At 74.8% G+C, this 17,286-nt stretch carries 5 protein-coding genes; 1 reads left to right on the top strand and 4 read right to left on the bottom strand.

Annotated elements, in window-relative coordinates; genetic code table 11:
- Position 1 precedes the first annotated feature (1 nt).
- Complete coding sequence (locus AB0C33_RS41055; protein ID WP_358298253.1) at positions 2–12,244, bottom strand: amino acid adenylation domain-containing protein; 12,243 nt, start codon at positions 12,242–12,244, stop codon at positions 2–4.
- A 98-nt stretch (positions 12,245–12,342) separates the two neighbouring features.
- Between AB0C33_RS41055 and AB0C33_RS41060 the strand changes: the two genes are divergently transcribed.
- Entirely contained in the window at positions 12,343–13,077 is a 735-nt protein-coding gene (locus AB0C33_RS41060; RefSeq protein ID WP_358298255.1) for an alpha/beta fold hydrolase, read from the top strand.
- 13 nt (positions 13,078–13,090) lie between these two features.
- Here the strand turns inward: AB0C33_RS41060 and fabD are convergent, their stop codons facing one another.
- From fabD to AB0C33_RS41075, 3 genes are read right to left on the bottom strand one after another with little or no spacing between them, the layout of a single operon-like run.
- Complete coding sequence (gene fabD / locus AB0C33_RS41065; RefSeq protein ID WP_358298257.1) at positions 13,091–15,340, bottom strand: ACP S-malonyltransferase; 2,250 nt, start codon at positions 15,338–15,340, stop codon at positions 13,091–13,093.
- Between the two features lie 15 nt (positions 15,341–15,355).
- A complete protein-coding gene (locus AB0C33_RS41070) occupies positions 15,356–16,078 on the bottom strand; it encodes an enoyl-CoA hydratase-related protein (RefSeq protein ID WP_358298259.1) in 723 nt (240 codons plus the stop codon).
- Positions 16,069–17,286, bottom strand: coding sequence for a hydroxymethylglutaryl-CoA synthase (locus tag AB0C33_RS41075; RefSeq protein ID WP_358298260.1), 1,218 nt, complete (start codon positions 17,284–17,286; stop codon positions 16,069–16,071). The genes AB0C33_RS41070 and AB0C33_RS41075 overlap by 10 nt, the downstream gene beginning before the upstream one ends.

A 17,286-nucleotide genomic window follows, 5' to 3' on the forward strand; every position in this document is an offset into this window, starting at 1 on the left:
GTCAGCGCCTCCCCGTGGTGATGTTCAGGTCGAGCAGCGAGCTGGCGTCGTCCGGCGGGCCTGGATCGGGACCGGGACCGGAGCCGGACGCGCCGGCCGGAACCGGGTCGCGGGCCGGGTCACGGGCCGGGGCCGGGTCGCGTTCCAGCCACAGGCGCCTGCGCCGGAAGACCGGCGCGGGGGCGGGCTCGCGTTCCGGCCGCACGCCAGGCCGCGGGTCCGGCTCGCTCAGCACGAGGTGCGCGTTGGTGCCGCCGAGCCCGAACGAGCTCACGCCCGCGACCCTGGGCGAGGGCCAGTCCCGTGGCTCGGTGGCGGGCTCGAAGGGCGAGGCGGCGAAGTCGAAGCGCGGGTTGGGCCGCTCGCAGGACAACGTCGGCGGGATCCGCCCGTGCTCGACGGCCAGCGCCGCCTTGATCAACCCGGCGATCCCGGCCGCGCTGAGCGTGTGCCCGATGTTGGTCTTCACGCTGCCGATCGCGCACGTTCCCGGGTCGCCGCCGCCTTCCGCGAACACCCGCGTCAGGGCGCGCAGCTCGATGGGGTCGCCGATGAGCGTGCCGGTGCCGTGCGCCTCGATCAGGCCGATCTCGCCCGGCGTGCGGCCGGCCGCCGCCAGGGCCCGGCGGACCACGTCGGCCTGGGCCTCGGGGTTGGGCGTGGTGACGCCCATGGTGCGTCCGTCGTTGTTCACCGCCACCGCCTCGATGACCGCGTGCACCCGGTCGCCGTCGGCCAGCGCCGCGCGCAGCGGCTTGAGCAGGACGACCCCGCACCCCTCCCCCGGCACGAACCCGTCGGCGCGCTCGTCGAACGTGTGACACCGTCCGGTGGGCGACAGCGCCTTGGCCGCGCTGAGCTGGAGGTAGTCGTTCTCGTCCAGGAGCACCTCCACCCCGCCCGCCAGGGCGACCTCGGCCTCCCCGGCGAGCAGGCTCTGCGCGGCGAGCTGCACGCCGACCAGCGAGGAGGAGCAGGCGCTGTCCACCACGAGGTTGGGGCCGCGCAGGTCGAAGTGGTGCGCGACCCTGGCCGCGATGAAGTTCTGGTCGGAGGCCAGCCCGCCCGGCCGGACGCCGACCCGGCGCCCGTAGTCGGACATGCGGGCTCCGGCGAACACGCCGGCCCGGCGTCCGCGCAGTTCGGCGGGGTCGTAACCGGCGTCGGCCAGGCAGGCCGCGCAGCACTCCAGGAACATGCGGATGGCCGGGTCGAGGGCGCGGGCCTCGTCCTCGCCCAGGCCGAAGTAGTCGTTGTCGAAGTCCTCGATGCCGTCGACGAAGCCGCCCCACTTGCTGATGCTGCGGCCGAGGGCCGGTTCGGGCGAGTACAACTCGCGGTGGTCCCAGCGGGAGGCGGGCACCTCGCGCACGTCGCACCGGCCCTCGGTGAGGTTCCGCCAGAACGCGGCCACGTCCGGGGCGCCGGGGAACCGGCAGGCCATGCCGATGATCGCGATCCTGCGATCATCGGCGCCCGGAAGGGCGGGCCCGGAGGCGCCGCCCGGCGCACTCTCCCGGCCCTCCTCCCGCGCGCCCGTCTCGGGGACGCCCGTCTCGGGGGCGTCCGGGAGAACGGCGGTCGGCTCGGGGACGTCCGGACGGTCGGCGGTCGGCTCGGGGGCGTTCACGCGGTCGGTGTCCGGCTCCGGAACGCCCAGGCGGTCGCGGAGCTGCTCCAGCGTCGGATAGTCCAGCAGCAGCGACGGCTCCAGGCTCTCTCCGAGCCGTTCCTCGATGCGCTGCACCAGCTCGGCCAGCATCACCGACTCGACGCCGAGGTCCCCGAACTCCGCCGTCGGGTCCAGGGCGTCCACGGGGATGCCGATCGTCTCGGAGAACAGCACGGCCAGCCAGTCGGGTCCACCGGTCCGCGCCGGCTCGGAAGCCGGGCGAGCGGGGGCCGGACGGCGGTCCGCCCGCTCGGGGAGCCGGATCAGCGCCGGGACGTCCACGGACGCGCCGGACGGCGGGCACGGCAGCACGGTCGCGCCGCGCGGCAACCCGATCACCCGGTCCAGCACCCGCAGCCCCTCCCGGTCGCCGAGCGACGCGAGCCCGACGGCCTCGCCGACGTTCGGCTTGCCGCGCGCCCCGCCGGACTCCCGCCACTGCGGCCAGTCGACCGACCGGAACTCGGTCCGCCCGGACCGCCGCCTGACCCCGGTGCAGTAGTCGAGGAAGGCGTTGGCGGCCGCGTAGTCGGCCACCCCGGCGGCCAGCGCGGGCACGGCGGCGCACACGGAGGAGAAGGTGACGAAGAAGGCCGGACGGTCGCCGGCGCACGCCTCGTCCAGCGCCTCCAGGAGGTCGGCCTTGGGCGTGAGCACGGCCTGCAGGTCGTCCTCGGACTTGTGGGCCAGCGACGGACGGCCCTGGCTGGAGCGTCCCGCGCAGTGGACGACGCCGCCGATCGGGCCCAGCTCGCGCCGCACGCCGTCCAGGAAGGCGGCCACCCCGGACGGCGGCCCGGTGTGCACGACCACCCGGGCGCCCGCGCGTTCCAGGTCGAGGACGGTGGCGACGGCCTCCTCGCCGGAGCCGTCCCACTGCTCGCGCGGCGGCAGCGGACGCGCGCCGAGCAGGGCGAGCCGGCGCGCGCCGCGATCGGCCAGGTGGCGGGCCACCAACGCGCCCAGCCCCCTGGTGCCGCCGCTCACGACGTAGACGGCCGCGGGGTCGAGCCGCGGCTCGGCATACGGCGCGGACAACTCCCGCAGATCGGGACGGAACCGCTCACCGTCGCGGTAACAGACCTCCCCGTACGGCTCGGCGGCCGCCCATTCGGCGCGGATCTGCGCCGCCGTGGGCCGGTCGCTGTCCAGCACGGTGGCCGTGACCGCCGGGTACTCGGCGGCGAGCATCCGCACGAACCCCGCCATCCGCGCCCCCGCCAGGCTCGGCGACGCGCCGCCGAGGTCCAGCAGGCCACTGGTGACGTGCAGGATCCGGAGCGGGCGGCGACGGGCCAGGGCGTCCCGCAGCACGGCGAGCCGGTCCAGCTCGCCCGCCGGGTCGGCCTCGCCCAGGTCGCGCAGGTCGATCCAGCCGGTGAACTCCTCCGGGACGGGGTCGCCCGCGCCCACGGGCACGACCTGGTCGCCGAGCGAGCGCGCCAGCTCCTCGGAGGCGTCGCCGAACAGGCACACCACGGTCCCGCCGCCGAGCGTCCCGGGGTCGTGGGCGGGCTCCCCGGACGGCGCCCAGGTCCGTTCGAAGAGCGGCGTCTCGGCGACGGCCGGTCCCCGATCACCTACGGCGGGCTCCCGGTCGGCGGCGGCCGGTTCCCGGTCGCCGGAGGCGGGTTCGAACGGCCAGCACCGCATCCGGTCGAACGGGTACGACGGCAGGCCCACCAGCCGCGCGCCCGGCGGCGGCGTCCAGTCCACGTGGCCGCCGTCCACCCAGTGCCGCCCCAGCTCCAGCAGGTCGCCAGGCCGTCCGGAGAGCTGGTCGCCGGACCACCCGGACGGCGGGACGCCGGGACGGGTCCGGCCGCGCAGCACGTCGGCGGGCTCCGACCGGGCGAAGCGCTCCAGCCGTTCGCACAGCTCCGCCACGTCCGCGACGACCAGCGCGAGCCGTTCGCGCAGCGGTTCCCGTCCGGTGCGGAGGGTGTGGGCGACGTCGGCGAGACTCTCGGGCGTCGCGCGCAGGTGGCCCGCCAGCCGGCCCGCCATGGCCCGCAGCCGCCGCTCGTCGTGGGCCGACAGCACGATGAGCTGCGGTCCGTCGTCGGGCGTGCCGGTCGCGGCGAGCGTGGCAGTCGCGGTGGGCGTGCCGGTCGCGGTAGGCGTGCCGGTCGCGGTGGGCGGGGCCTCTTCGATCACCGCGTGGGCGATCGTCCCGCCGGCGCCGAACGAGCTGAGGCCCGCCCGCCGGGGCGCGCCGCCGGGCCCCTCGGGCCAGTCGGCCGCCTCGCGCTGCACGCGGAAGGGGATCTCGTCCCAGGCGATGTCCGGGTTGAGCTCGTCGGCGTGCAGGGAGGGCACCAGCCGCCGGTGCCGGAGCTGGAGCACGATCTTGGTGAGCCCGGCGATGCCGGCGCCCGACTCGACGTGCCCGAGGTTGGACTTGACCGACCCGATCGGGATGCTGCCCGGCGCGGCCCCCACCTGCCCGAACACCCGCATGAGGGCGTTGATCTCGATGGGGTCGCCGAGCGCGGTGCCCGCGCCGTGGCATTCCAGATAGCCGATCCCGGCGGGGTCCACGCCCGCGTCGGCGAGCGCGCGGGCGACGAGCTCGCCCTCCTCGACGGGGCTCGGCACCACCCAGCCGTTCGTCCGGCCCGAGTGCACGACGGCGGTGCCCCTGATCACGGCGTGGATGCGGTCGCCGTCCGCCTTGGCCCTGGACAGCGGCTTGAGCAGGACGACCCCGGCGCCCTCGGCGGGCACGAAGCCGTCGCCGCCCGCCCCGAAGCTGTGGCAGCGCCGGTCACCGGCGGTCAGCCGCATGCGGGCGTGCTGGACGAACTTGTTCGGATGCAGGTTGAGGTTGACGCCGCCGGCGATCGCCAGCTCGCACTCCCCCTGGCGCAGCGACCGGACCGCGAGGTGCAGCGCGGCCAGCGACGACGAGCACATCGTGTCGACCGACATGCTGGGCCCCTTGAGGTCCAGGTGGTAGGAGACGCGGTTGGCCACGCCGCCGAGCGTCGCGCCGGTGTCCTGGGGCGTGCCGCGCAGGCTCTGCTCGACGCCGAAGAAGGGGTACTCGTTGTACATCACGCCCGCGTAGACGGCGACGTTCGAACCGTGCCGGTCGCGCAGGCGGGTGCGCGGGTAGCCGGCGTCCTCCAGGGCCTCCCAGGTGACCTCCAGGAAGACGCGCTCCTGCGGGTCCATGAGGGCCGCGTCGCGCGGGGTGATGCCGAACAGCAGCGGGTCGAAGTCGGTGACGCCGTCGAGGAAGCCGCCCCACATGAGGTCCACGGGCCAGCCGTCGCGGGTCCTGCCGGCGGGGACGCGGGAGAGCGAGTGCCGCCCGGCGGCCAGGTTCTCCCAGAACGTGCCCAGGTCGGGGGCGTCGGGGTAGCGCCCGGCGATCCCGATGACGGCGATCGCGCCGTCGTCTGCGCTGTCCGTCCCGGCGGAGCGCGGTTCGGTCCGATCGGTCCGGTCCGTCGGGGGCGGGGCGGGGGTTCTGGCGGACAGCGCGGCGGCGACCCCCGCCAGGTCCTTGTGCTCGAAGAAGAGCGTGCGCGACCGCTCGCCCAGGTCCCGCTCCAGCCGCGCGTTGAGCTCCACGATCTGGGACGACGTCAGCCCGTACTGCTCCAGCGGCACCCGCGTCCCCAGCCGGTCGGCGTCGATGCCCGAGACCTCGGCGTAGACGCCCTTGAGGTAGTCCTCCATGTCCCCGGCGGCGGCCTCCGACGCGACCGGCTCCGCCCGTTCGATCCAGTACGGCTCGGCCTCGAACGGGTAGGCGGGCAGCGCGACCCGTGCGGGCGGCTCCGGCCAGAACCGGGCCCAGTCGACGTCCTGACCGGCCACCCAGGCGGCCGCCGCCTCGGCCTCCGCGCCGGTCGGACGCCCGCCGGAGCCTCCGGCGAGCACGGACGGATGCGTCCTGCCCGCCGCGAACGCCTCCAGCCCCTCCCGCAGCCCGGCCGCGTCACGGCAGACGACGGCGAGCCGGTGCGCGAGGGCGGCGCGCCCGGTCTGGGTGGTGCAGGCGATCCGGCGTACGTCCCGCTCCCCGGTCTCGGCCAGGCGGCGGGCGGCGGTGACCAGCTGTTCCGGGGTCGCGGCGGACACCAGGACGGCGTGCTCCCGTCCGTCCTCGGCCGCGCTGCCCGGGGTCTCCTCGGGAAGGGGCGCGCGGACGACGGCGTGGGCGTGCGTGCCGGTCGCCCCGAAGGCGTTGATCAGCGCCCGCCGCTCGCCGGTCCACGGCTGCGGCTGCTCCGGCACGGTGACCGCGTCGGTGGGCGGCTCGGCGAGCAGAGTGGGCGCCAGCCGTCCGTGCCGGAGCTGCAGCAGCACCTTGGCGAGCTGGGAGGCGCCGGACGCGGCTTCGAGATGGCCGATGTTCGGCTTGAGCGTGCCCGCCGCGACGGGCTCGGCCCGCTCGCCGAAGACGTCGGCAAGCGCCTCGGCCTCGGCCGCGTCGGCCAGGGCGGCTCCGGCCGCCGCGCACTCGACGTAGGAGACGTCGCGGGGCTCGGCCCCGGCCCGCTCCAGGGCCCGGCGCATGGACGCCGCCATGGCGTCGGCGCTCGGCGCGGTGAACCGCCCGGTACGCCCGGTGTGCGCGACCCAGGTGGCCTCGACCACGCCGTGGACGGCGTCCCCCGCCCGGACGGCGTCCGCGACGGGCCGCAGCAGGAAGGAGCCGACGCCCTCGCCGACCGTCCAGCCGGGCCGGTCGGGGTCGAAGGCGGCGGCGCCGGCCTCCTCGGCCAGCAGGCCGAGCCCGGCCAGCAGCCCGGCGTGGTAGGGGTCGGCGAGCAGGTTGACGCCCGCGACCACGGCCGCGTCGCAGTCGCCCGTACGGATGGCCTGGGCGGCCAGGTGCAGGGCGGTCAGCGTGGACGAGCACGACGTGTCCACGGCGATGCTCGGCCCGGTGAAGCCGAAGAAGTACGAGACGCGGTTGACCATGTCGGACGCGGTCGCCGAGACCACGGCCGGGCCGCCCGCGCGCCAGGCGGCGGCGCCCGCGTGCTGGTAGTCGTGCCACATCGAGCCGACGAAGACGCCCACCCTGGGCGCGGTCGCGTGCAGCGAGGCGGGGGTGTGACCGGCGTGCTCCAGGCACTCCCAGACGCTGTGCAGCAGGAGCCGGAGCTGCGGGTCGAGCGTCGCGGCCTCCTTCGGCGAGACGTGGAAGAGCAGGCTGTCGAAGCGGTCGATGTGCTCCAGGTAGCCGCCGGGACGCTCGCCCCTGGGGCTCGGGCCCAGGCTGCGGGTGCCGGTGCTGAGGTTGTGCCAGAAGCCGTCCAGGTCGTCGGCGCCGGGGTAGCGTCCGGCCATGCCGATCACGGCGAGCCCGGCCGGCCGCTCCCCGTGCGCCGGCTCCTCGGGCGCCGGCTCCTCGTGCCGGGCGGGCTCGGCGCGGAGGGCCGGTTCCGTCTCCGGGGTGGAGGGCACGGGGGTGGAGAGAACGGGAGTGGCGAACACGGGGGTGGCGTCGCCGGTCGCGTACTCGGCGGGGCCGCCCAGGAACGCCTGAAGGAAGCGGTGGCCGTCGTCCAGGTCGAACTGGTCGCGCACCTGGTCGAAGGCGACCTCGCCGATGGGGCAGAGCCCGATGCCGCAGGCCGCCTGGCCGGTCATCAGGAGCTGGCCGAGGTAGCCCGCCTCCAGGGTCAGGTAGCGCAGGCTCTGCTCGCCGTACAGGGGCTCGATGCCCTTGGTCTGGCCGATGAGGTAGAGGCTGAAGCCGGCGCGGTCGTACAGGTCGCGGTTGTAGACGAAGTGGGCCGTACGGTCGAGCTCCGGGCGGCCGTTCACGAGCTGGAGCGCGTGCTCGACCGGGTTGTAGTAGTAGATCCCCTCGGCGACGCCGCTGATCGCGCCCTTGGCGACGTGCAGGTACGCCTGCACGGCGTAGGTGTCCCCGGCCGACGGGTACAGGTGGCGCGCGCGGTCGCCGAGCCGCCGTTCGCGCAGCAGCCCGAGCAGCCGGCACAACGACCGGTACGGCAGCGAGCCGGGCGCGAAGTCGCGCACGCTGGCCCGCCAGGCGTAGTGCTCCTCGGGCACGTCCAGGCGGTCGAGGCGGATGAGGCTGGCGTCGGGCTCCAGCGGGCGCAGGTTCCAGCGGCCCGCCTTGAACGCCTCCCGGTCCTCGGGCGAGAAGAAGTCCACCTCCCCCGGCCCGTCCGCCTCGACGTCGGCCCGCACAGGCTGCTCGACGGGCTTCTCGGCGGGGGGCTTCTCCGTGGCGGGCTTCTCGGCGGCGGGCTTCTTCGGCGCGGGCTCGTCGGTGGGGGCGCCGACGACGGTGGCGATGCCGGTGACGGTCGGGTTCTCCAGCAGCAGCGCCACCGGCACCCGCCTGCCGTACCGCTTCCGCAGCGCCTTGGAGACCTGGACCATGGTGAAGGAGGTGACGCCCTGGTCCCACAGGTCCTGGCCGGGATCGACCTCCTCGACCCCGATCAGTTCGGCGAACAGCTCGGCGATCTCCGTCACCGTCCGCCCCGCCACCGCGGGCTCGGGCTCGGGCTCCGGCTCGGGCTCGGGCTCGGGGGCGCGGTCGGTGAGCGGCCACGGGAGCGCGTCCCGGTCCAGCTTGCCGTTGGCGGTGGCCGGGAACGTGCTCACGAACGCCACGTGGTTGGGCACCATGTACGCCGGCAGCGTCCCGGCCGCGTGCGCCCGCAGCTCCCCGACGTCCGGTTCCGCGCCCTCGGCCATCACGTACGCGACCAGCTTCCGCTCCCCCGACCGGTCGTCGCGGGCCAGGACGACGACGTCCCGCACGCCCGGATGCTGCCGCAGCCGGTGCTCGATCTCGCCCAGCTCCACCCGGAACCCGCGGATCTTCACCTGGTTGTCGGCCCGCCCGAGGAACGTGATGTTCCCGTCGGGCAGCAGCGCGGCCCGGTCGCCGGTCAGGTACATGCGCCCGCCCGCGAACGGGTCCGGCACGAACCGCTCGGCGGTCAGCTCGGGCTGGTTGCGGTAGCCGAGGCTCAGGCACCTGCCGCCGATGAACAGGTCGCCCTCCTCGCCTTCGGGGCAGGGCCGCCGGTCCTCGTCGAGGATGTAGTAGAGGGCGTCGTCGATCGGCCGCCCGTACGGGATGCTCCGCCAGGACGGGTCGACCTCGCCCACCTCGAACCAGTTCGACCAGACGGTGGCCTCGGTGGCGCCGCCCAGGCTGACCACCCGCGCCCGCGGGAAGGTCGCGCGCACGGCGTCCGGCAGCGGCAGCGGCGTGTAGTCGCCGCTGAGGAAGACCAGCCGCAGGTCGCCGGTGCCCTCCCCGCCCTGCCGCTCCGCCAGCAGCGGGGCGAGCTGGTTGAGCGTGGTGGGCGCGGAGTTCCAGAACGTGATCGGCTCGTCGATGAGCACGTCCAGCAGCAGTTCTGGGTCGCGCTGCTGGCCCTCGTCGGCGATGTAGAGCGAGGCGCCCCGGCCGAGCAGGCCGAAGATGTCGAACACCGACAGGTCGAAGCCGAGCGAGGTGACGCAGAGCCCGACGTCGGAGGCGTCGAAGTCGAAGGTGCGGTAGCACCAGTCGAGCAGGTTGAGCAGCGGCCGGTGGCTGACCTCGACGCCCTTGGGCTTGCCGGTGCTGCCCGAGGTGAAGATCACGTACGCGAGGTCGTCCACGGTGCCGGCGAGGGGCGGGTCGCCGCGGTCGTCGCCGCCGGCGTCCAGCTCGACGGCGCGCACGCCCTCGGGCACGGCCCAGCCGGGCGTCTGCGCGCAGGTGAGGACGATCCCGGCGGCGGCGTCGTCCAGCATGACGGCGGCCCGCTCGTCGGGCAGGGACGGCTCCACCGGCAGGTAGGCGCCGCCCGCCTTGTGTATCCCGAGGACGGCGGCCACCATGTCGGGCCCGCGGCACAGGCGCACGGCGACCACCGTCCCCGGCCCCACGTCCAGCTCCTTGAGCCGCCAGGCGACGGCGTTGGCACGCCGGTTCAGCTCCCCGTACGTCATGGTGCCGCCGGCGTGCCGCAGCGCGACCGCCTCGGGACGGGCGGCGGCCTGCCGCTCGAACAGCCGGTGCGCGGGGCGCAGCCGGTCCTCGAAGGCCGCGAACAGCTCGGCGAGGTCGGGGAACTCCGGCTCCAGCGCGTCCCAGTGGTAGTGCAGCCGGTCGCCCTCCCTGATGACGATGCAGTCGAGCGCGACGTCCGGGGTGTAGGTCATCCAGGGCCCGGCCTCGACGCCGTCCGGCAGGGGATGGTCGGTCAGGTCGAGGGTGCTGGTGTAGACGACGGGGAAGGCGTAGGCGCGGCGGCGGCGCTCCTTCATGACGTGGCCGCGCAGCGTGGCCAGGCCGGTCAGGGCGCCGTTCGCGGCGTCGGCGGCGATCCGGTCGGGGTAGGACTCCGCGTCGGTGACCCAGCTCAGGGCGGTGTGCTCGCCGGGTCGCCGCGGCTCGGACTCGGCGGTCCAGCGCACCACGGACACGCTGAACGGATCGGCGAAGCGCCCGCGCAGCGCGCCGGCCAGGGCGGCGAAGACGGTCTCGTCGGACACCGCGGCGACGCTGCCGCTCAGCCGGACGCGGCGCGCGGGCGTGGTGGCCAGCTCGGGCCCCGGCGGCAGGTCGCGGAACCGCTCGTCCCAGTAGCCCCCTTCGCGCGGACGCTCCGGGGCGGCCGGGGCCTCGGCGGGCGGCCGCGGCTCGGCGGACGGGTCGGCGTACAGCCTGAACAGCTCGCGCAGCACGATGTGGATGCTCCGGCCGTCCAGCACGGCGAGGTCGACGGCCGCGTGCACCGTCTCGCCGCTGACCCGCAGCTCCCAGTGCGGCCAGCGGCCCAGCGGGAACGCCCGCCCGGCCATCTCCGCGGCCGTCTCCCCCGCCGTCTCCCCCGTCTCGGCACCGGGGATCTCGGGGATGTCCCAGTTCTCCGGCGCGTGCGGCCTGACCCGCAGCGTCCCGTCGTGGGTGACCTCCGAGCGCAGCGCGTCGTGCGCGGCCACCAGGCGCAGCCAGGCCCGTGCGAGCCGGTCCCGGTCCAGGTCGCGGACGTGGAAGCTGTGGTGGACCTGGCAGCCGTCGTACGGGTGCGAGCCGCCCGCGCGGGCCACGTAGTACGCCTTCTGCAGTTCGTTGAGCGGCCGGATCTCCTCCTCGCCGGTGTCGGCGGCCAGGGCGCGCAGCGCGTTGGTGAAGCGGGCGAACAGGGTCTCCGGCTCGCCGGGCGCGAAGCAGCCGGGCACCAGGTCCCAGCGCACCCGCAGCTCGCCGTCGTGCTCCCACATCTGGTGGTCGAGCGCGACGCCGGAGGTCTGGCTCAGCGCGTACGTCACCGGCGGCACGGCCTCGTCGGGCCGGGCGTCCAGCAGGCTGGTGAAGACGACGGGCAGCGCCGTGCGCTCGCGCAGCTCCCGCATGACGGTCACGCCGGGGACGCCCGCGTGGCCGAGGTCGCGCCACAGCCGCCGGTGCACCTCCTGGACCGCCTCCGGGAGCGGCTCGCCGAGCGTGCTCTCGGCGGCGAACACGGCGGTGCCGGTGAACGGCCCGACCACCTCGTCCACCTCGCGCGGCAGCCAGGCCCGGCCGGTCGTGGTCACGGCCAGGGAGCAGTCCTCGCCCCTGCCGACCGTCTCGGCGAACAGGGTCAGCACCAGGGCGGTCGGCGAGACGTCCAGCTCGGCGGCCCTGGCGCGCAGGGCGCCCCACTGGGCGGCGGTCAGCGAGCCGGTCAGCGCGGAGCGCGGCGACCCGTCGGGCACGCCGGCGGCGGGGCCGGGCGGCAGGTCGGCCAGGCGCTCCCGCCAGTAGTCCAGGTCCTCCTGGTGGCGGGGGCCGCGCCGCTGGGCGTCCAGCGCGAGCAGGCAGTCGCGGACGGACAGCCCGCTCTCCTCCAGCGTGTGGCCGGGGTCGCGGTAGCAGCGCCACCAGTCGCGCAGCAGCACGTCGAGCCCGCGGCCGTCGGTCACGCTCGCGTCGATGCCGAAGTGCACGGTCCCGGGCGTGGTGACCTCGACGGCGAACGGCGGCCAGACGCCGGGCTCGTAACGCCGGTGCGCGAGGCGTTCGCGGGCGCCGGGCTCGTCCACCGGCAGGTCCCAGGAGGGGGCCCGCTCCAGGATCCGCTGGGTGCCGTCCTCGCCCAGCTCCAGGCGCAGGGCGTCGTGGTGGTCGACGACGCGCTGCCAGGCCGCGCGCAGGCGGTCGGGGTCCACGCCGGGCACCTCGAACTCGCGGTAGACCTGGCAGCCGACCGGGTCAGGGGTGGCGTCCTCGTCCGCGCCCATGACGTACGCCTGTTGCAGGGGCGTCAGGGGGAACGGCTCGTGCCGGTCGCCGGGGGCCGGGCTGATCTCCGCCACGGTCACGGGGGTGTCGTGCTCCGCCGTCCCGGCCAGCTCGGCGATCCGCGCGGCCAGTTCGGCCGGCGTCGCGCAGCCGCCCAGCCGCTCGACGGGGAGGTCCAGCGAGAACTCCCGCTGGATCTCGAACCACACCCGTACCGCGGAGATCGAGTCGAGTCCGCTGTCCTTGAGTGAAGCGTCGGGGGTCAGCTCCGCGCCGCCGGGCAGCACCTCGGCCAGCAGGCGGATGACCGTCTCCGTCACGCGCTCGTCGTGCTCCATGGGCCTCCTCCCTCACTGCGACGCTAGTGAGGACGGCGGGCGCTGCCTGCTCAAGACTGAGCAGGCGGCGCAAGGCGATCGGCCGTAGCTTTCTGACCATGCCTGGTTCCTGGATAGCGGGCGGCGAGCCCAGAGCCGACGCCCGCATCAGACTGTTCTGCTTCGCGCACGCGGGAGGCGGCTCGGCGCTGTTCCGCAAATGGGACGACCACCTGTCGCCGGACGTCGACGTCTGCCCGGTGGTGCTGCCGGGGCGCGAGTCACGCCTGCGCGAGCGGCCCTACAACCGCATGGAGCAGCTCGTGGGGCCGCTGTCGGAGGCCATCGAGCCGTACACCGACCGGCCGTTCGCGCTGTTCGGGCACAGCATGGGGGCCGTGGTGGCCTGGGAGACGGCCCGCCGTTTCCCGCCCGCGGTGCTGTTCGTGTCCGGACGCCGCGCGCCGCACCTGCCGACCCGCCGCCGCCGCTTCACCGACCTGTCGGAGGACGAGCTGCTGAGCGAGCTGGGCAAGCTGAACGGCACGCCGTCGGAGGTGATGGACCAGCGCAGCCTGCTGGAGGTGTTCCTGCCGGGCCTGCGCGCCGACTTCGAGCTGAACGAGTCGTACACGCCGCTGCCCGGCCCGCGTCCGGACTGCCCGATCTCGGCGCTGACCGGCGACGCCGACCCGGAGGTCGACCCGGACGAGATCAGCGCCTGGGCCGACGCCACCGGCGGCGGTTTCACGTTGCGCGTGTTCGGCGGCGACCACTTCTACCTCAAGGGCCCGCGGCCCGAGGTGCTGACGGCGGTCCAGGAGGACCTGAACCGCCATCTGCTCAACGTCTAGCCGTCCTCAGCGTCTAACCGTCCTTGGACAGGTCGCGCAGCCGGGCTTCGAGCAGCCCGGCTGCGGCCTCCATCAGCCGGTCGGCGATGACGTCCACGTGCCTGGCCCGCCAGTCGGCCAGCTCCGTGCCCGCCACCCACCGGTTGAACGCGCCCATCGCCGGCCCGCAGTGGACCTGGTAGTCCACCTGCCGCCCGGCCTCGCCGCGCAGCGCCAGCCTGATCGTGTGCACGAAGTACCAGCGGAAGACGAGCGCCATCCGGTGCTTGGGGTCGCGCTCGGCGCGGGCCAGTTCGGCCGGCCGGCGCGCGGCCAGGAACGCCCGGGTCTCCTCCCACACCTCCTCGAAGGAGCGGCGGAAGAACTTGTCCTGGATCGTCCGCCTGGTCCGCTCGTCGATCTCCTCCAGCGAGCCGTACTGGCGGTAGAGCTGGTAGAGCTTGTTGGCGCGGGCCGGGAACAGCGTGCCCTTCCTGGCGACCTGCACCTGCGCGCCCATCTCGAACATGTCTCCGGCCGGGGCGTAGGCGGTGTCCTGCACGTCGAGCCCGGCCAGCAGGTCCTTGACGGCGTCGGACGTCCCGGCCTGCGGGGTGCACTGGTTGACGCTGCCGGTGACGATGAAGTCCGCGCCGAGCACGAACGCCGCGGCGGCCGCCTCCGGTGCGCCGATGCCGCCGGACGCGCCGACCCTGATGCGCCGGGCGTAGCCGTGGGCGGCCATCTCCTCGTCGCGCAGCCGCAGGATCGCCGGCATCAGCGCGTACGGAGAGCGCCCGTCGGTGTGCCCGGCCGAGTCGGCCTCGACGCAGACGTCCGCGCTGACCGGCAGCTCGGCGGCGACCTCCGCCTCGGCCGCGCTCAGCGCGCCCTCCCGGACGAGCCGGTCCAGGACGGCCTGCGGGGCGGGCCGCATGAAGGCGGCGGCGACCTCCGGCCTGGAGACCTTGGCCACCACGTGCCGGACGGCGACCGGCCGCCCGGCCGGGTCGCGGTGCGCGCCGCTGTAGCGGTAGCGGACGAGGGGCGCGGTGATGTGCGGGTAGGCGGCGGCCTCGACGTACCGCACGTCGCGGCGGAGCAGCAGGTCCACCGTCTCGCGCTCCAGGCCGTCCTCGTCGAAGCCGTAGAGCAGGTTCACGCCGTAGGAGCCGTCCGGGCCGAGGGCGGACTGGACGGTGTCGAGCGCGTCGGAGATCTGGTCCAGGGTGAGGCCGCCCGCGCCGAGGAAGCCCATCAGCCCGGCCCGGCCCATCCTGATCACGAGCTCGGCCGAGGCGATGCCCTTGAACATCGACCCGGCCAGGTAGGCGTGGCGGACGCGGTAGTCGGCGCGGAACTCGGCCGAGCCGAGCACGATCCCGGCCTCCCGGACGGCGGGCGCCTCGACCGGCTCCCGGACGGGGGGCTTCTCGACCGGCTCCTGCTCGGCAGAGGGCTCGGGCGGGTGGCGGCGGGTGACCGTCCACAGCTTGGTGAGCACGTCACCTGGGCCGATCTCCTCCAGCTCGGAGACGCCCTGGTCCATCAGGTAGCGCAGCCCGTCCACCCACCGCACCGGGTTGCAGATCTGGCGGCGCAGCAGCTCGGCCGCCTCGCCGGCCCGGTACGGGCGTCCGGTCACGTTGGAGACGACGGGCACCCGCGGCTCCTCGATGCGGACGCCCTCCAGCGCCTCGGCGAAGGCGTCGGCGGCCGGTTCCATGTAGCGCGAGTGCGAGGGCACGCTCACGCTCAGCGGCACCCACTTGCCGGGGCCGCCGCGGCTGAGCGCGTCCAGCTCGTCCTTGGGCCCGGCCAGGACGACCTGTTCCGGGGAGTTGTAGTTGGCGATGTCGACGCCGGTGCCCGCCACCAGCTCCTCCAGCCGTTCCCGGTCGGCGCCGAGCACCGCCGCCATGGCGCCGCCGCCGGCCGCGGACATCAGCTCGCCGCGCCGCTTGACCAGGCCGAGCGCGGTCTCGAAGTCGAAGCAGCCGGCCGCGAACAGCGCCGCGTACTCGCCCAGGCTGTGCCCGGCCAGGTAGTCGGGCCGGCCGCCCTCGTCCTGCCGGGCGAGGAAGCTCAGCGCGTTGACCGTGAACAGGGCGGGCTGCACGTAGCGGGTCTCCCGCAGCCGCTTGGGGTCGTCGCACAGCTCGGCGACGGAGTAGCCGAGGATCTCGTCGGCGCGGGCGCACAGGTCGGGGTACCGCTCCAGGACGCCCGCGCCCATGCCCTTGCGCTGCGACCCCTGCCCGGGGAAAACCCACACGACGGACATCAGGCGCGTTCCTCTCTAGCGTTCCCAGGGGAATCTCTTCTCGGTCGCGTAGTCGACGAGCCTGCGGCGCACCTCGGGGCTGGACATGAGCCGGCCGAACTCCTTGACCGCCACCTGCTCGGTCTCGTCCGACAGGATCCACAGCTCGCGGAAGTAGCGCTTCATGTCCGTGACGATCGACCGGTCCAGCTTGGTCAGCCGGTAGGCCAGCCGCCGCACGAGCGCCTCCGGGTCGTCCGACACCTCGTCCACCAGGTGGAAGGCGGCGGCCTCTGCGGCGCTCACCGGCTGGGTGCTCAGCGTCATCGCGTACGCCTTCTGAAAGCCCGTGCGCCGGATCAGGAACGGCAGCACGCAGCACGGCAGCAGCCCCCACAGCGCCTCGGGGAGGCTGAAGGTGCTGCGCTCGCTGGCGAAGACGAAGTCGCTGGCCGCGGCCAGGCCGACGCCGCCGCCGGCCACCCGGCCGTCCACCCGGGCCACCACCGTCACGGGCGTCTCGGTGAAGCGGCGCAGCAGGCCGTAGAACGCCCGGCCGCCGTCGGCGACGTCGCTGCCGGCCGCCTCCTCCAGGTCCATGCCGGTGCAGAAGACGCCGTCGCCGCCCTCCAGCAGCAGGATGCGGCAGCCGGGCGCGCGCTCGGCCTCGTCCAGGGCGGCGCCCAGTTCGTCGATGGCGCGGTCGTCGATCGTGCGGCTGCGCAGCCGGTGCCGCAGGGTCGCCGAGGTCAGCTCCATCTGTACTCCCGGTGGAAGTCCGCGATGCGGTCCAGCACCAGCAGGCCGCGACCGTCGAAGGCGTCCTCGTACAGGTCGCCGTACGGTTTGGGGTCGAGCACGGCGTCCCGCACCCCGAAGGCGCGGTCGGCGCTCAGCTCGGTCAGCGCGTCCAGCTCCGCGACGCCGATCTCGCGCCGCTCGTCCAGCGCCCGGCCGATGCCGCTGCGCCCCTGGGCCGGGATCACGCCGCTGTAGAACTCCGACGCGCAGCCCGACCCGTACGAGAACAGCCCCGCCCGTTTCGGCGCGTCGAACGCGCCGTGGTCGATGAGCGAGCACAGCGCCAGGTAGAGCGCGGCCGAGTAGGTGTTGCCCACCCGCACGCCGTAGGCCAGGGACGGCGCGACCCGCGCCGCGAAGTCGGCCTCGATCTCCCGCGCCCCCATGCCCTTGAGCTTGCGCAGCAACATCCGGTGCGCGCCCTTCACCATCCCGGCGAACGGCGTGTGCAGCGCCAGGTAGTCGAAGGTGTCCACGATGTCGGCCCCGGCCACCCGCCGCCCGTAGGCCGCGAAGCACTCCTCGGCGCAGCGCATGTACGCCAGCAGCGACAGGTCCGGATCGACGGCGTCGGTGTCGTGGCGCGGCCGGGCCGTGTCCATCACCTCGAAGGTGTGGTAGCCGCTGGCGCCGGGGTCGAGCCGCAGCACCCGCGCGTCCGCGCCGACCAGCATCGCCACCGCGCCGGCGCCCTCGGAGGGCTCCCAGTAGGTGGACTTGGCGGTGCCGCTGGCCGCGTCCGTGGCGATGGCCAGCGCCTTCACGCCGGGGATCGGGCTCGCGCCGACGACGGCGGCGGCGCACTGCAGCGCGGCCGTCCCGCCGTAGCAGGCGTGCTTGACCTCGAACGAGCGGCACGCCGGGTTCAGCCCGAGATGGTGGTGGATGTAGGTGCTGATCGGCTTGCCGAAGTCGAGCCCCGACTCGGTGCCGACGACCAGCAGCTCGATCCGGTCCTTCTCCTCCGGAGCGAGCGCGTCCAGCAGCGGGCGGGCGGCGTTGACCGCGTTGGTGACCGGGTCCTCGCAGGGCAGGTTGACCGAGCGCTGCTCCATCATCAGGTTGCCGAAGCGGTTCACGTCCAGGCCGCGCGCGTCGAACAGCGCGCGGACGTCCGTGTACGCCCTGCCGACGTACGCGTTGATCGCCTCGATCCCGAGAGCCAT

Source organism: Nonomuraea sp. NPDC048881 (genome assembly GCF_040649795.1).
Taxonomy (GTDB): Bacteria; Actinomycetota; Actinomycetes; order Streptosporangiales; family Streptosporangiaceae; genus Nonomuraea.